The organism is Falsirhodobacter algicola (assembly GCF_018279165.1).
In the GTDB taxonomy this organism is placed as follows: Bacteria; Pseudomonadota; Alphaproteobacteria; order Rhodobacterales; family Rhodobacteraceae; genus Falsirhodobacter; species Falsirhodobacter algicola.
The window spans coordinates 1,076,559-1,092,818 of record NZ_CP047289.1; the positions used below are offsets into that span (position 1 = coordinate 1,076,559).

A 16,260-nucleotide genomic window follows, 5' to 3' on the forward strand; every position below is an offset into this window, starting at 1 on the left:
ACGCGACAAAGGAGACTTACATGCGTTCCCTGCTTCTGACCGCCGCCGCAACCCTGATGCTCGGCACTCCGGTTCTGGCGGATACCGCCCCCCGGTATGACGACCAATGCAAGGCGGGCCATGATGCGTGCGAGCGTGCCGTGAAAGACAAGGACCAGCACGATGGTCACGGCAACTCTGGCGCGCGCGGCGACGACCGGCACGATGACCGCCGGGATGACAAGAAGGATGACCGGCACGACGATCACAAGGACAAGCACGATCAGAAACATGCCAATTCCAAACCCGGCAAGGGCGCGGGCCACAACCCGCATGTCGGCGAAGATGCCCGCAACTGGAAGACGGTGCCGGCCGACAAGATGCGCCGCCTGCCGGCCGCCCCGCATGGGCAGAGCTACCGCGTTCTGAACGACCATGTGGTGCGCGTCGACAACGACACGCTTCAGGTGATCGCGCTGGTCGGCCTTCTCAGTGCGCTGAACTGATCATTCCGCGGCCATGCGACCTTGCTTCAACATCGGAGCAAGGTAGCGGCCCGTGTGGCTCGCTTCGATGCGGGCCACATCCTCGGGGGTCCCCTCGGCGACGATGCGGCCACCGCCGTCGCCCCCTTCGGGACCGATGTCGATGATCCAGTCGGCGGTCTTCACCACATCGAGGTTGTGTTCGATCACGACGACGGTGTTGCCCTGCTCCACCAACTCGTGCAGCACCTCCAGCAGCTTCTTCACATCCTCGAAATGCAGGCCGGTCGTCGGCTCGTCGAGGATATAGAGCGTGCGCCCCGTGGCCCGGCGGCTCAGCTCTTTCGAAAGCTTCACGCGCTGCGCCTCGCCGCCCGACAGGGTCGTCGCCTGCTGACCGACCTTAATATAGCCTAGACCGACGCGCACCAGCGCATCCATCTTCTCCCGGATGCTCGGCACCGCTTGGAAGAAGCCCTGCGCATCTTCGACCGTCATATCAAGAACGTCGGCGATGCTCTTGTCCTTGAAGCGGATTTCCAAAGTTTCCCGGTTGTACCGAGCGCCTTTGCATGTCTCGCAGGTGACATAGACATCCGGCAGGAAATGCATCTCGATCTTTATGACGCCGTCGCCCTGACACGCCTCGCAGCGGCCGCCTTTCACGTTGAAGCTGAACCGACCGGGGCCGTAGCCGCGCGCCTTGGATTCCGGCAGCCCCGCGAACCAATCGCGGATCGGGGTGAAGGCCCCGGTATAGGTCGCAGGGTTCGACCGGGGCGTGCGCCCGATCGGGCGCTGGTCGATGTCGATGACCTTGTCGAGATGCTCGAACCCCTTGATCGTCTCGCAGGGGGCGGGCGTCTCGTGGGCGCCGTTCAGCTTCAGGGCGGCGGTCTTGAACAGCGTCTCGATCGTCAGCGTGGATTTGCCCCCGCCCGACACGCCGGTGACGCAGACGAATTTACCCAGCGGAAACTCCGCCGTGACATCATGCAGGTTGTTGCCGCTCGCCTTCACCACGGTCAGCGCCTTGCCATTGCCCTTGCGCCGTTCGGCGGGGATGGGAATGGCGCGGGTGCCGTTCAGGTACTGACCCGTCACGCTGTCGGGGTTCTTCGCGATCTCGGCCGGGGTGCCATGGGCCACGACTTGGCCCCCATGCACACCCGCGCCCGGACCGATATCAAAGACATAATCGGCCTCGCGGATCGCGTCTTCGTCATGCTCCACCACGAGGACCGAGTTGCCTTGATCCCGCAGGTTCTTCAGCGTCGTCAGCAGCCGGTCGTTGTCGCGCTGATGCAGGCCGATCGACGGCTCGTCCAGCACATAGAGCACGCCCGTCAGGCCCGACCCGATCTGCGAGGCCAGCCGGATGCGCTGGCTCTCCCCGCCCGACAAGGTGCCGGCGGCGCGGCTCATGGAGAGGTAATCGAGGCCGACATTCACGAGGAAGCCCAGACGCTCGCGGATCTCCTTCAGGATGGCGCGGGCGATCTCGTTCTTCTGGGCGCTCAGCGAGGCGGGAACGCTGTCCATCCACGCATGGGCATCCTTGATCGACATCTCCACCACCTGACCGACATGCAGGCCGGCGATCTTCACCGCCAGCGCCTCGGGCTTCAGGCGGTAGCCGCCGCAGGTGCCGCAGGGCCGCTGGTTCTGATAGCGTTCCAACTCCTCCCGGCTCCACGCGCTGTCCGTTTCGCGGTAGCGGCGTTCGAGGTTCGGCAGCAGGCCTTCGAAGGTGCGCGCGACCTGATAGACGCGGCCCGCCTCGTCGTAGCGGAAGGTGATCTCCTCCTTGCCGGAGCCGTTCAGGAACACGTCCTGCACCTTCTTCGGCAGGTCTTTCCATTTCGTCTTCCGGTCGAATTCGTAATGGGCGGACAGCGCCTCGATCGTCTGGGTGACGTAGGGGGATTTCGATTTCGCCCACGGCGCGATGGCCCCCGCCGCGACCGACAGGTTCTGATCCGGCACGACGAGGCGCGGGTCGAAGAACATCTCCACCCCAAGGCCGTCGCAGGCCGGGCAGGCCCCGAAGGGCGCGTTGAAGGAGAAGAGGCGCGGCTCGATCTCGGGGATGGTGAAGCCAGACACCGGGCAGGCGAACTTCTCGGAGAAGGTCGTCCGCTCCGGCTCGTCCGTGGCGGTTTCGAAGATGGCGATGCCATCGGCAAGGTTCAGCGCCGTGCGGAAACTGTCGGCAAGGCGCGTCGCGATATCGCCGCGCACCACGATCCGGTCCACCACCACGTCGATATTGTGGCGGAATTTCTTGTCGAGCGTCGGCGGCTCGTCCAGTTCATAGAAGGCGCCGTTCACCTTCACGCGCTGGAAGCCCTGCTTGCGCAGATCGAGGAATTCCTTGCGATACTCGCCCTTGCGGTCACGCACGATGGGGGCGAGCAGATAGCCGCGGGTGCCTTCGGGCAGGCCCATGACGATATCCACCATGTCCTGCACCTGCTGCGCGGTGATCGGCAGCCCCGTCGCCGGAGAGAAGGGCGTTCCCGCCCGGGCATAGAGCAGGCGGAGATAGTCGTAGATCTCCGTCACCGTGCCGACCGTGGAGCGGGGGTTCTTCGACGTCGTCTTCTGCTCGATCGAGATGGCGGGCGAGAGGCCGGAGATGTGATCCACATCCGGCTTGCCCATCATGTCGAGGAACTGCCGAGCGTAGGCGCTCAGGCTCTCGACATAGCGCCGCTGCCCTTCGGCATAGATCGTGTCGAAGGCGAGGGAGGATTTCCCCGAGCCCGACAGCCCCGTGATGACCACGAACTTATCGCGCGGGATGTCCACATCCACGCCCTTGAGGTTGTGCTCACGCGCGCCGCGCACCTCTATGAACTTCTGTTCCATGCCATTCCCCGGATCGGTCGGCCTGTAGATAGGCAGTGTCGGCGCGCCTGCCAAGGCGCAAAGGTGAACGATTGGTGAACGTCAGTCGCCGAAGACCGTCACCTGCGGCAGCGCCGTCAGCGACAGGCCAAGCGCGCGGTAGGCCGCGAGCGACAGCTGCGCCGATCCCGCCCCCGGCAGCAGGTCCACCGCGACGGATTGCCCGTCCGCCGTTTCCACCCGGCCGCGCCCGGCCTGATCCACCAGCGAGGAGCGGAGCCAGAAGCCCGGCTCGGCCGCGTTGCCGAGGCTGACGATCACCTGACCCAGCCGTTCCGCACCGGCATCGACCGGGGCGCTGACGGCGCGCTGACGCTCGGCCTCGCTCGTCAGATCGTAGCTCTCGGCGGTACGCGCCGCGCCCGCCCCGAACGTGGCCGTCGGGGCCGCCGTCGCAGGTTCGGCCGCCGGTGTGCGGCGGAAGGTGTCGGAGAGCTGGGCGCAGCCAGCAAGGGCGATGACGGGGAGGATCAGGATCACACGCATGCAGCGGAGAGTAGGGCCGCGCAATAAGCTGTCAATCGGGCTTGAGCGCCCCCCGCCCCCGCCCTACCTTTCGCCCATGCAAACGCCCCTTATCGATCCGTATCAGAGAGCCATCACCTACCTGCGTATCTCCGTCACGGATCGATGCGATTTCCGGTGCCTCTACTGCATGGCCGAGCAGATGACCTTCCTGCCCAAGGCCGAACTCCTGACCCTCGAAGAGATGGAGCGCCTGTGCACCGGCTTCATCGAACTGGGGGTGCGCAAGCTGCGCGTCACGGGCGGGGAGCCGTTGGTGCGGCGCAACATCATGGACCTCTTCCGCGGTCTGTCGCGCCATCTCGCCTCCGGCGCGCTGGAGGAGTTGACGCTGACGACCAACGGATCGCAGCTGGCGAAATATGCCGAGGATCTGGCGGCCTGCGGCGTGCGGCGGATCAACGTCTCGCTCGACACGCTGGATGATGCGAAATTCGCCCATATCACGCGGTGGGGGCGTCTGGCGCAGGTGATGGAGGGGATCTCGGCGGCGAAGGCGGCCGGGCTGCGGGTGAAGATCAACACCGTCGCGCTGAAGGGATTCAACGAGGACGAGCTGTTCCCCCTGCTCGACTGGTGCCGGGCCGAGGGGCACGATCTGACCTTCATCGAGGTCATGCCCATGGGCGACACGGGCGATCGCCTCGATCAGTACTGGTCGCTGCGCGATCTGCGCCGCACCTTGGGCGAGCGGTTCAGCCTGATCCCGCTGGCCGAGCGTACGGGCGGCCCGGCGCGTTATGTGCAGATCGCCGAGACGGGGCAGAAGATCGGATTCATCACGCCCATGACCCACAACTTCTGCGAAAGCTGCAACCGCGTGCGGCTGACCTGCACGGGGGAGCTGTACATGTGCCTCGGGCAGGAGGATCGCGCCGATCTGCGCGCAATTCTGCGTGATGGGGGGGATCTGGAGGCGGCGATCCGCGATGCGATCGGCCGCAAGCCGAAGGGCCACGATTTCGACTATTCCCGGCAGCAAGTGGCGGGACAGATGCCCCGCCATATGAGCCATACCGGGGGCTGACGGCCCGCCTCGATGGCGGGCCGCCGAAGGGCGTCAGGCGATCAGCGCCTTCACCTCGAACGCCTTCAGCACGCGGCGCGCCGTGTCGCCATAGCTGTCGGGCAGCGCGCGCAGATCGGGGAACAGGGCGAACAGCTCTTCGCGAGCCTCCTCCCCCATGCCCGAGATGCCATAGCTGGCCGGATGGAAGCTTTCCGTCGGAACGCCGTTGGCCATGACCACCTCGTGCTGGTCAAACAGCATGTGCACATAGGTCACGGCGCCGCCTTCCTCGACCGTCACGCAGGCATCGTCCACCAGATGCTTCGCCGCAACCAGTACCTCGCGGCTGCCGAACAGCAGTTCCGCGCGATAGCCTTCGATCAGCATCCGGTGCTGAGGCGAGACGACGAGATCCGCCGTCAGCTCCGGCATCATCGCCTTGCGGATGCGGATCGGCGCGAACCGGCCCTCGGCCTTGACGGTGGTTTGGCCGATCCAGCGGATGGGCTGCAGACCGTTGTCGCGGGTCATCACCATATCGCCGATCTTCAGCGTCTCCACCGGACGGGCGCCGCCCAACGTCTGGATCATCGCGCCCGGCGTGAAGCAGAGGATGCTCTCGACGTTCTCGAAGTTGATCGTCCGGTTGCCCACGGTGACGAAGCCGGAATAGCTGCCATCCGCATTGGTCGTAACGTTGTCGAGGTTGATGGCACGCTTGCCGCCCTCGATGCCCTGAAGGATCAGGCGGTCGCGTTCGCTCGTCGCCGGATCGTCATCATCCGCCCCGCCGAAGAAGTTGATCGTGACCGGATCGGTCGTGTCGGTGCTGACATTGACGAGCAGATCGTCATTGCCCGCGCCGGTCGTGACCGACCAGTTCGACGAGGAGGCGTTCCGCAGATCGACGACATCGCTTCCGCCACCCGTGACGATGTTCTCGATCGCCGTGAAGGTGCCGTTGGCGTTGCTGGTCGTGAACTGGCCCGTACCGGCGCTCGCCATCGTCACGTTGACACTGGCGGGCGTGGACGTGCCCGTCGTCAGACGGCTCAGATCCAGCGTGTCGCCCGTGGCCGTGTTGGCACCGCCATCGATGGCCTCGCCGGTGAAACCATCCTCGATGACGAAGGTATCGTCGCCGTCACCGCCATAGAGCGCGTCGTTGCCCGAACCGCTGTAGAGGGTGTCGTTCCCGGCACCGCCGAACAGCTGGTCGTCGCCAGCGCCGCCATAGAGCGCGTCGTTGCCCTCGCCGCCGAGCAGCGTGTCGTTGCCGTCGCCGCCGATCAGCGTGTCGTTGCCCGTCCCGCCGTCGAGGCTGTCATTGCCAGCCCCGCCGTCGAGGCTGTCATCGCCCGCACCGCCGAAGAGCGTGTCCGTGCCGTCGCCACCGAAGAGCGTGTCGTTGCCATCGCCACCGTCGAGGCTGTCATTGCCCGCCCCGCCCGTCAGGCTGTCATTGCCCGCGCCGCCGAACACCGTGTCGTCGCCCGAACCGCCCAGAACCGTATCGTTCCCGGCATTGGTCGAGACATAGACGCCCACCGTGCTCGCCGAGGCGTTCACCGTATCGGCGCCCGAGCCCGTGGAGACGCGCTCGATCTGGCTGAAGGTGCCCGCAAGGCTGTCGGCTTGGCTCGTCTGGCGGAACGTGCCCGCCTCGGTGCCGGTCCAGCGCACGTCCATCGCCTGCGTCACGGCAGACCCGTCGATCAGGTCGAGATCGCCGTTGCCGGTATCCTCGCCGCCGATGATCGTGTCCTTGCCGAACGTGTTCTGCAGCACGAACGTGTCGGTGCCGGTCCCGCCATCCATGGAATCGTCGCCGATGCCGCCATAGAGCGCGTCGTTGCCCTCGCCGCCCAGCAGCGTGTCGTTGCCGTCGCCGCCGATCAGCGTGTCGTTGCCGTCGCCGCCGTCGAGGCTGTCATTGCCCGCACCACCGCCGAGGCTGTCATCGCCCGCGCCGCCGAACACCGTGTCGTTGCCCGAACCGCCCAGAACCGTATCGTTCCCGGCATTGGTCGAGACATAGACGCCCACCGTGCTCGCCGAGGCGTTCACCGTATCCGCGCCCGAACCGGTGGAGACACGCTCGATCTGGCTGAAGGTGCCCGCGAGGCTGTCGACCTGACCCGTCGTGCGGATCGTGCCCGCCTCGGTGCCGGTCCAGCGCACGTCCATCGCCTGCGTCACGGCCGAGCCGTCGATCAGGTCGAGATCGCCGTTGCCGGTATCCTCGCCGCCGATGATCGTGTCCTTGCCGAACGTGTTCTGCAGCACGAACGTGTCGGTGCCGGTCCCCCCGTCCATGGCATCGTCGCCGGTTCCGCCTTCGAGGCGGTCGTTGCCTTCGCCGCCCAGCAGCGTGTCGTTGCCGTCGCCGCCGATCAGCGTGTCGTTACCCGCCCCGCCATCGAGGCTGTCATTGCCTGCGCCGCCGTCGAGGCTGTCATCGCCCGCACCGCCGAAGAGCGTGTCCGTACCGTCGCCACCGAAGAGCGTGTCGTTGCCGTCGCCGCCGTCGAGGCTGTCGTTGCCCGCCCCGCCCGTCAGGCTGTCATTGCCCGCGCCGCCGAACACCGTGTCGTCGCCCGAACCGCCCAGAACCGTATCGTTGCCGGCATTGGTCGAGACATAGACGCCCACTGTGCTCGCCGAGGCGTTCACCGTATCCGCGCCCGAGCCCGTGGAGACACGCTCGATCTGGCTGAAGGTGCCTGCAAGGCTGTCGGCTTGGCTCGTCTGGCGGAACGTGCCCGCCTCGGTGCCGGTCCAACGCACGTCCATCGCCTGCGTCACGGCCGAGCCGTCGATCAGGTCGAGATCGCCGTTGCCGGTATCCTCGCCGCCGATGATCGTGTCCTTACCGAAGGTGTTCTGCAGCACGAACGTGTCGGTGCCGGTCCCGCCATCCATGGAATCGTCGCCGGTGCCGCCTTCGAGACGGTCGTTGCCCTCGCCGCCCAGCAGCGTGTCGTTGCCGTCGCCGCCGATCAGCGTGTCGTTGCCGTCGCCGCCGTCGAGGCTGTCATTGCCCGCACCACCGCCGAGGCTGTCATCGCCCGCGCCGCCGAACACCGTGTCGTCGCCCGAACCGCCCAGAACCGTGTCGTTCCCGGCATTGGTCGAGACATAGACGCCCACCGTGCTCGCCGAGGCGTTCACCGTATCGGCGCCCGAGCCCGTGGAGACGCGCTCGATCTGGCTGAAGGTGCCCGCAAGGCTGTCGACCTGACCCGTCGTCCGGATCGTCCCCGCCTCGGTGCCGGTCCAGCGCACGTCCATCGCCTGCGTCACGGCCGAGCCGTCGATCAGGTCGAGATCGGCGTTGCCGGTATCCTCGCCGCCGATGATCGTGTCCTTGCCGAACGTGTTCTGCAGCACGAACGTGTCGGTGCCGGTGCCGCCATCCATGGAATCGTCGCCGGTGCCGCCATAGAGCGCGTCGTTGCCCTCGCCGCCCAACAGCGTGTCGTTGCCGTCGCCGCCGATCAGCGTGTCGTTGCCCGCCCCGCCGTCGAGGCTGTCATTGCCCGCACCACCGTCGAGGCTGTCATCGCCCGCGCCGCCGAAGAGCTTGTCCGTGCCGTCGCCACCGAAGAGCGTGTCGTTGCCGTCGCCGCCGTCGAGGCTGTCATTGCCCGCCCCGCCCGTCAGGCTGTCATTGCCCGCGCCGCCGAACACCGTGTCGTCGCCCGAACCGCCCAGAACCGTATCGTTCCCGGCATTGGTCGAGACATAGACGCCCACCGTGCTCGCCGAGGCGTTCACCGTATCGGCGCCCGAGCCCGTGGAGACACGCTCGATCTGGCTGAAGGTGCCCGCGAGGCTGTCGACCTGACCCGTCGTGCGGATCGTGCCCGCCTCGGTGCCGGTCCAGCGCACGTCCATCGCCTGCGTCACGGCCGAGCCGTCGATCAGGTCGAGATCGCCGTTGCCGGTATCCTCGCCGCCGATGATCGTGTCCTTGCCGAACGTGTTCTGCAGCACGAACGTGTCGGTGCCGGTGCCGCCATCCATGGAATCGTCGCCGGTGCCGCCCGCAATACTGTCATTGCCAGCCCCGCCAAAGACGGTGTCGTTGCCCGAGCCACCGAGGAAGGTGTCGTTGCCGCCGTTCATCGTCACATAGACGCCCTGCGTGCTCGCCGAGGCGTTCACGGTGTCGTCGCCCGATCCCGTCGTGAGACGCTCGATCTGGCTAAAGGTGCCTGCGAGGCTGTCGGCCTGACCCGTCGTGCGGATCGTCCCCGTCTCGGTGCCCGTCCACCGCACGTCCATGTTCTGCGTTACGGCCGAGCCGTCGATCAGGTCGAGATCGCCGTTGCCGGTATCCTCGCCGCCGATGATCGTGTCCCTGCCGAAGGTGTCCTGCAGAACGAACGTGTCGTTGCCGGTGCCGCCATCCATGGAATCGTTGCCGGTGCCGCCTTCGAGGCGGTCGTTGCCCGTGCCACCGAACAGCTGATCATCGCCTGCATCGCCGACCAGCGTGTCGTTGCCGGCATTGCCGAGGATCGTATCGTTGCCGTCGCCGCCCACCAGCGAATCGTCGCCTGCGGTCGCCGCCACGGTCGTATAGGTGACATTGGAGATCCAGACCGCATGCTGCGCCGTCGGGGTGGAGGATGCGTTCAGATACTCGATTTCGATCCGAGCGACCGGGGTCGAGGTGCTGCCGGTGGCAATGGTGACGCGAACCGCTCCATCCACGCTATCCGGCGTCGTGCTCGTTGCATCTGCCGTGCCGGTGGCCGTCGCGGCGGACGTCCCGCTGCCGGAGATGGTCACACCCGAGCCGACACGCGTCATCGTCACGTTCAGCGCGTTGCCATCGGCGTCATAGGCGCGGACGACCACGCGGTCGGTGAAACCGGTCGTCTGATCCAGATCGTTGATCGTGAACGAAACGTTCTGCACGCCCGACTGATAGGAGTCGCTGTTGGAGGCGAAGTTGATCGCCATGTAGTCGGACGTGTTGCTGTCACCCGACTGGTAGAGCCGCGCGGCCGAGACCTCTCCCGTCGAGCTGTCGCCCGCCATCGCCGTGGTCGTTTTCAGGAAGTTCGACACACCGCCGACGTTGCCGCCGTTTCCGGTGTTCGTGTATTCGAGCGTCACGTCGATGGGGCCGTTGCTAGGCGTCTGCGTCGCGGCCGTCGACAGGCTGTCGGGATCGGTGGAGCCGGTGGACGCGGTGAACCCCTGCCAGTCGACCGTGCCGCTGGTGGTGGAGGCACCAGTGTCGAAACCATCGCCTACGATCGAATCGTTGCCCGCGCCGCCATAGATCGTGTCCGAAAGGCCGCCGCCATACAGCGTGTCGTTGCCCGCACCGCCGAAGATGGTGTCGCGGCCGTCACCGCCATAGATCAGGTCCGCGCCGGTGTTGGTGTCGCCCGAACCGGTATCACCGGCCGCCAGCGTGTCGCCGCCATAAAGGGCATCGGCCCCGCCGCCACCATAGATGGTGTCGTTGGCCGCACCGCCCGCGATGACATCGGCGCCCGCGCGGCCATAGAGAAGATCCGTGCCGTTATCGCCAAAGACGGTGTCGTTGCCGAACCCGCCATAGACCGTATCCGCCCCGGCGCCGCCATAGACGACGTCATTGCCCGCCCGCGCCGACAGGAAGTCCGCCCCATTGCCGCCATAGATCGTGTCCGCATCGCGCGAACCCCAGATCGTATCGGCCGAGCTGGAGCCTTCCACGACTTCGAAACCGAAGACGTTGTCCGTTCCCGAACCGCCCGAGACGCTGGCCGTGCCGAGGTTGACGCGCACGCCGCTCGTGCTGTTGACGAAGCTCAGCGTGTCGGTGCCCGCGCCGCCGAACAGCGAGTCGTCGCCAAGCCCGGCATAGATGTAATCGTTGCCCGTGCCGCCATAGAGCGTGTCGTTGCCGGCGCCGCCCTCGATCGTGTCGTTGCCATCCCAGCCGAAGACGTAATCGTTGCCGCCGCCCGCATCCAAGGAATCGTTGCCGGTGGTATTGTTGATCCCGGACTGGCCCTGCGCCGGCAGTGCGCCGCCATAGAGGGCGTTGGCGCTGTCGTCGCCGGTGATCGTATCGCCGCCGGTCGTGCCGTAAGAGCTTGCGATGTTATGGTCGGTCGTGCCGTCACCGCCGACATCGAACGACGTTACCTGATAGTTGCTACCCGACGGGGTCGCGGTGCCATCGGGCACGAAATAGATCTGCCCGTTCTGATCGCTGTAGAACGACCCGGTGATCCCGCCCGAGGTGCCGGACGTGCCCGTGCTGATCCGGCCCGTGCCGATATACACGCCCTCGCTGAAGGTGGAGGACGAGCCGGAGACGGCATCGAAGTACCCGAACCGTTCGGAGCTGTAGGAGGCGCTACGGGGGGTAACGAGGTACCCGGTACGGGTGGTTCCGACAGCCATGACTCACTCCTACATGCAACGCGCGACGATTTTGGTGTCCAAATCGCGCGGCGAATAAAGGCGGTCAACAAGCCGTTTGAAATGGCCGTCGATTTTATTTCCGTTGCTTAATGCAGATCAATCATGATCCCGGCGAAGTTGTATGACATGGTCGAAAAACCTTCCCTAAGATACTGTAATTGCGTATTTAACCTTAGGTTTATATTTTGTTAACTATATGCAACTCAGGGTTGTGATGCATCCTTGCCACGGCATGTTGCATCGGCAAAACCGGGTTTCGCGCAAGGCGGACGGGCGCCTTCGACTCGGCGTGGTCCGGGCGCCCCCAGGCGCGGGGGATGTCAGTCGCGATAGATCATCTTGCGCGACATCCCGCCGTCCAGCGTCAGCACCTCACCCGTCGTGAAACCGGCTTCGGCAAGGTAGATCACGGCCCCCGCCACATCCTCCGGGCGGCCGACACGGCCCGCGGGATGCTGGGCGTGATCCTCCGGGCGCAAACCCTCGGGATCGGCGATCCAGCCGGGGGCGACCGCGTTCACGCGGATCGCCGGGCCAAGGCTGACAGCAAGCGCATGGGTCAGCGCGACGAGCCCGCCCTTGGCGGCGGCATAGGCCTCGGTCCGGGGTTCGGACATGAACGCGCGGGTGGAGGCGACGTTGACGATCGCCCCGCCGCCCGCCATCAGCGGCACTGCCGCCCGCGTCATTAGAAACGCGCCGGTCAGATGGCTGTCGAGGATGCGCCGCCACCGATCCAGCGGCAGATCCTGCACCGGGCCATTCTCCGGGTCCGCGATGCCCGCATTGTTCACCAGAAGATCGAGCCGGTCCCAGCCGAGGCCCTCGAAGGCGCGGGCGATCGAGCCTTCGTCGGCGACATCGCAGCCGATGCACCCTTCCCCGCCCCGAATGTCGAAGGCCGCAACCTCCCACCCTGCGGCCCGAAGGGCGCGGCAGAGGCCGGTGCCGATCAGTCCGGCACCCCCGGTGACGATGGCGCGTTTCGTGGTGCCTTGCATCCGCTACTCCCCCTGCGGCGCGGGACGTGCCCGGTCCACATGGCCCAGATCACGCTCCGGCCATGCGGTATCGCGGATGCGCTGCTTCAGCGCGCGGCTGTCGGGGAAGCCCCCGTCCCGAACCCGGTCCCAGATCAGCGTGCCGTCCAGCGTGATCTGAAAGATGCCGCCCGTGCCCGGCACCAGCGTCACCGAGGCCAGATCCTGCCCGAAGGTCTGAAGCAGTTCCTGCGCGAGCCATGCGGTCCGCAGCATCCAGTTGCATTGCGTGCAGTAGGTGAAGGAGATCGCAGGCCCGCTCATGCCAGCCCCCGGCCCTGCAGCAGCGCCTCCACCCCCGGCATGCGGCCACGGAAGGCGACATAGAGGGATTCCGCATCCGCCGACCCACCGGCCGAGAGGATATGCTCCTCCAGCTTGCGGGCGGTTTCGGGATCGAAGGCATCGCCCGTTTCCAAGAAGGCGGCGAAGGCATCGGCATCCATCACCTCGGACCACATGTAGCTGTAATAGCCCGAGGAATAGCCGTCGCCGGAAAAGACATGGCTGAAATGCGGCGTCGCGTGGCGCATCCGGATCGCGCGCGGCATCCCCAGATCGGCAAGGATCTCCGCCTGCCGCGCCATCGGATCGGCCGGGGCGGCGCCGCTGTGAAACTCCAGATCCACCAGCGCCGAGGAGACGTATTCCACCGTCGCGAAGGCCTGATCGTAGGTGCCGGCGGCCAGAAGCCGGTCCATCAGGTCCTGCGGCATCGGCGCGCCGGTGCGGACATGGCGGGCATGGGTGGCCAGCACCTCCGGCACCTCCAGCCAGTGTTCATAGAGCTGGCTCGGCAGTTCTACGAAATCGCGCGCGACCGAGGTACCCGAGATGAAGGCATAGGAAACGTTCGACAGCATCTGGTGCAGCGCATGGCCGAATTCGTGGAACAGCGTGCGCGCATCGTCATAGGACAGCAGCGCCGGATCACCCTTGGCGAAGTTGCACACGTTCATCACGATCGGCGCCTGCGCCCCGCCCAGCCGCCGCTGCACCCGCATCGCGGTGCACCACGCCCCCGACCGCTTGGAGCCTCGGGCGAAGTAATCCCCGACGAAGACCGCGAGATGCTGGCCGTTCCGCGTCACCTCCCACGCGCGGGCGTCCGGGTGATAGAGCGGCACGTCGAGCGGGCGGAACTCCAGCCCGAACAGGCGATGCGCCACGTCGAACGCCGCCCGGATCATCGCATCGAGCGAGAAGAACGGCTTGATCGCCGCCTCGTCGAGGTCATGCTCGGCCTTGCGGCGGCGCTCGGAATAATAGCGCCAGTCCCAAGGTTCGAGATCGCCGCCGATCCCATCCTCGTGCAGCATCCGCGTCAGCACCTCGGCATCCTCGGCGGCCTTGCGGCGGGCCGGTGCCCAGACCTGCATCAGCAGATCGCGCACCGTTTCGGGGGTGCGGGCCATCTCCGGCTCCAGCTTGTAGGCGGCGAAGCTGTCATAGCCTAGAAGGCGGGCGCGTTCCTCGCGCAGGGTCAGGATCTCGGCGGCGATGGCGCGGTTGTCGGCGGCATTGCCGTTCGCGCCGCGCGCCGTCCACGCCTCGTAGGCGATGCGGCGCAAGTCGCGATTGTCCGAGAATTGCAAGAACGGCACGATCAGCGAGCGGTTCAGCGTGACGACATGCCCCTCGCGTCCGCGCTCCTGCGCGGCGGCGCGGGCAGCCTCCACCACGAAATCGGGAAGGCCGGACAGATCGTCGAGGTCGTGATACCAGTCCCGCTCCTCGGACAGGAGGTTCTGGCTGAACTGCGTGCCCAGCACGGCAAGCCGCGCCTTCACCTCGGTCAGCCGGGCGGCGTCCGGGCCCGCCAGCCGCGCCCCCGCCCGCACGAACATGCGGTGATAGAGGTCGAGAACGCGCGTCTCCTCCTCCGTCAGGCCCAACTGATCGCGGGCCTGCCAGAGCACGTCGATCCGCGCAAAGAGCGTCCGGTTGTTGATGATCTCGGAGGAAAAAGCCGACATCTTCGGCGCAAGGTCGCGCTGCAGCGCCTCGCGCGCGTCGGTGCTGTCGGCGCCCGACAGGGGATAGAAGACGCCCGCCACCCGGTTCAGCGCCTCTTCGGCCAATTCCAGTGCCTCGATGGTGTTGGCAAAGCTGGGCGGCGACGGATCATCCGCGATGCGGGTGATGTTGGCCCGCGCCTCGGCCAAGGCGGCGTCGAAGGCGGGGGCGAAATCGGCGTCGCGGATGGCGTCGAAGGGCGGCAGACCGAAGGGCGCGGTCCATTCGGACAGAAGCGGGTTCATGGGCATCTCCTTTGCCCATGAAGCTAGTCAGGAGCGACGGGGATCGCCAGCCCCCCGCGTCACACGATTGACATGCCCCATCTTGCGACCGGGGCGCGCCTCGGCCTTGCCATAGAGATGCAGGGCCGCGTTCCGCTCGGCCGCGATGTCGGGCACGCGCAGAACATCGTCGCCGATCAGGTTCTCCATCACGACATCGGAATGACGGCCCCCATCGCCCAGCGGCCAGCCTGCGACGGCGCGGATATGCTGCTCGAACTGATCGACGGCGCAGCCGTTCTGCGTCCAATGGCCGGAATTGTGCACACGGGGCGCGATCTCGTTCACGATGAGGCCGTCCGCCGTCACGAACAACTCCACCCCCATCACCCCGACATAATCGAGGGTGTTGAGGATCTTCGCCGCCATCAGCACTGCATCCGACCGCTGACCGGGCGTCAGGCGGGCCGGAATGGTGGTGGTGTGCAGGATGCCGTCGCGGTGCACATTCTCCCCCGGATCATAGGCGGAAACGCTGCCATCGAGGCCGCGCGCCGCGATGACCGAGACCTCGTGGCTGAAGGACACGAACCCTTCGAGGACCGCCGGCGCGCCGCGCATCGCTGCCAGCGCACTGTCGGCATCGGCATCGGCCATGATCCGCGCCTGCCCCTTGCCGTCATAGCCGAGGCGGGTGGTCTTCAGGATCGCGGGGGCGCCGATCCGCGCCAGCCCTTCGGCCAGATCCGCCGCATCGTTCACCGCGTGATAGGGCGCGACCCGAAGGCCGAGGCCCGACAGGAAATCCTTTTCCGCGATGCGGTCCTGACTGGTGGCCAGCGCCCGGCGGTTCGGCCGGATCGGACGCTCCGCTTCCAGAACGTCGAGGGCGGCGGTCGGGATATTCTCGAACTCGTAGGTGATGACATCGACGGCGGCGGCAAAGGCCCGCAGCGCCGCGTGATCGTCATAGCCCGCCGTCGTCACCGCATGGGCGACATCGGCCGCGGGCGGGTTCGCCGACGGCTCGAAGATATGGGTGCGAAAACCAAGGCGGCTGGCGGCCACGGCCAGCATGCGCCCCAGTTGCCCGCCGCCGAGGATGCCAATGGTTGCGCCGGTGTCCAAGCTCATTCCTGCGGCTCCTCGGGGATGGAGGCGGACAGCGCCTCGCGCCATGCATCGAGCCGCGCGGCAAGGGTCTCGTCGCCGATGGCGAGGATGCCCGCCGCCATCAGCCCGGCATTGGCCGCGCCCGCCGAACCGATCGCCATGGTCGCGACCGGAAAGCCCTTCGGCATCTGCAGAATGGAATAGAGGCTATCGACCCCCGACAGCGCCTTCGTCTGCACCGGAACGCCGATCACCGGCACCCGCGTCTTGGAGGCCATCATCCCCGGAAGGTGCGCCGCGCCCCCGGCCCCGGCGATGATCACCTTCAGCCGGCCCGCCGCCTCGCGGCCATAGGTCCAGAGCCGGTCGGGCGTGCGATGCGCCGAAACGATGCGCGTCTCGTAGGAAATCCCAAGCTCATCGAGGATCAGCGCGGCTTCGCGCATCGTCGGCCAGTCCGACTGGCTTCCCATGATGATTCCGACATCGACGCCCATGCTGACCCCCTTGTTTTTCAGGCGCGC

General features: G+C 66.5%; 10 protein-coding genes. 2 read left to right on the forward strand and 8 right to left on the reverse strand.

Annotated features, from left to right (window positions below):
* The first annotated feature begins 20 nt into the window (after window positions 1-20).
* On the forward strand, window positions 21-485 hold the full coding sequence (locus GR316_RS05355) for a hypothetical protein (protein WP_211784990.1): 465 nt from the start codon (window positions 21-23) through the stop codon (window positions 483-485).
* On the opposite strand, the gene uvrA is transcribed toward GR316_RS05355, so the two are convergent.
* Entirely contained in the window at window positions 486-3,335 is a 2,850-nt protein-coding gene (gene uvrA / locus GR316_RS05360; RefSeq protein WP_211784991.1) for an excinuclease ABC subunit UvrA, read from the reverse strand. It abuts the gene before it with no gap.
* An 81-nt stretch (window positions 3,336-3,416) separates the two neighbouring features.
* The gene (locus GR316_RS05365) at window positions 3,417-3,854 is read right to left on the reverse strand and encodes a hypothetical protein (protein WP_390625184.1); all 438 of its coding nucleotides are present in this window, start codon (window positions 3,852-3,854) and stop codon (window positions 3,417-3,419) included.
* Window positions 3,855-3,936: 82 nt separating this feature from the next.
* Here GR316_RS05365 and moaA point away from each other — a divergent pair, with 82 nt between their 5' ends.
* Complete coding sequence (gene moaA, locus GR316_RS05370) at window positions 3,937-4,926, forward strand: GTP 3',8-cyclase MoaA (RefSeq protein ID WP_211784993.1); 990 nt, start codon at window positions 3,937-3,939, stop codon at window positions 4,924-4,926.
* Window positions 4,927-4,959: 33 nt separating this feature from the next.
* Here moaA and GR316_RS13895 read toward each other — a convergent pair whose 3' ends face one another.
* From GR316_RS13895 to purE, 6 genes are all read right to left on the reverse strand, one after another.
* Window positions 4,960-11,322: a Hint domain-containing protein gene (locus tag GR316_RS13895; RefSeq protein ID WP_305798380.1), complete on the reverse strand. Its 6,363-nt coding sequence runs from the start codon at window positions 11,320-11,322 to the stop codon at window positions 4,960-4,962.
* A gap of 341 nt (window positions 11,323-11,663) precedes the next feature.
* Window positions 11,664-12,344 (reverse strand): SDR family oxidoreductase, encoded by a 681-nt coding sequence (locus GR316_RS05440; protein ID WP_211784994.1) that lies wholly within the window; start codon window positions 12,342-12,344, stop codon window positions 11,664-11,666.
* Window positions 12,345-12,347: 3 nt separating this feature from the next.
* Window positions 12,348-12,647: an Rdx family protein gene (locus GR316_RS05445; RefSeq protein WP_211784995.1), complete on the reverse strand. Its 300-nt coding sequence runs from the start codon at window positions 12,645-12,647 to the stop codon at window positions 12,348-12,350.
* The gene (locus tag GR316_RS05450; RefSeq protein WP_390625185.1) at window positions 12,644-14,644 is read right to left on the reverse strand and encodes a M3 family metallopeptidase; all 2,001 of its coding nucleotides are present in this window, start codon (window positions 14,642-14,644) and stop codon (window positions 12,644-12,646) included. Before GR316_RS05450 ends, GR316_RS05445 begins: the two co-directional genes overlap by 4 nt.
* 27 nt (window positions 14,645-14,671) lie before the next feature.
* Complete coding sequence (locus GR316_RS05455; RefSeq protein WP_211784997.1) at window positions 14,672-15,757, reverse strand: 5-(carboxyamino)imidazole ribonucleotide synthase; 1,086 nt, start codon at window positions 15,755-15,757, stop codon at window positions 14,672-14,674.
* Window positions 15,754-16,233, reverse strand: coding sequence for a 5-(carboxyamino)imidazole ribonucleotide mutase (gene purE, locus GR316_RS05460; RefSeq protein WP_211784998.1), 480 nt, complete (start codon window positions 16,231-16,233; stop codon window positions 15,754-15,756). Before purE ends, GR316_RS05455 begins: the two co-directional genes overlap by 4 nt.
* Window positions 16,234-16,260: the final 27 nt, after the last annotated feature.

Excerpts from the sequence above, each read along its gene's own strand:
- GR316_RS05355 (WP_211784990.1), top strand. The coding sequence starts at position 21 with ATGCGTTCCCTGCTTCTGACCGCCGCCGCAACCCTGATGCTCGGCACT.
- uvrA (WP_211784991.1), bottom strand. The coding sequence starts at position 3,335 with ATGGAACAGAAGTTCATAGAGGTGCGCGGCGCGCGTGAGCACAACCTC.
- moaA (WP_211784993.1), top strand. The coding sequence starts at position 3,937 with ATGCAAACGCCCCTTATCGATCCGTATCAGAGAGCCATCACCTACCTG.
- GR316_RS13895 (WP_305798380.1), bottom strand. The coding sequence starts at position 11,322 with ATGGCTGTCGGAACCACCCGTACCGGGTACCTCGTTACCCCCCGTAGC.
- GR316_RS05440 (WP_211784994.1), bottom strand. The coding sequence starts at position 12,344 with ATGCAAGGCACCACGAAACGCGCCATCGTCACCGGGGGTGCCGGACTG.
- GR316_RS05445 (WP_211784995.1), bottom strand. The coding sequence starts at position 12,647 with ATGAGCGGGCCTGCGATCTCCTTCACCTACTGCACGCAATGCAACTGG.
- GR316_RS05450 (WP_390625185.1), bottom strand. The coding sequence starts at position 14,644 with ATGAACCCGCTTCTGTCCGAATGGACCGCGCCCTTCGGTCTGCCGCCC.
- GR316_RS05455 (WP_211784997.1), bottom strand. The coding sequence starts at position 15,757 with ATGAGCTTGGACACCGGCGCAACCATTGGCATCCTCGGCGGCGGGCAA.
- purE (WP_211784998.1), bottom strand. The coding sequence starts at position 16,233 with ATGGGCGTCGATGTCGGAATCATCATGGGAAGCCAGTCGGACTGGCCG.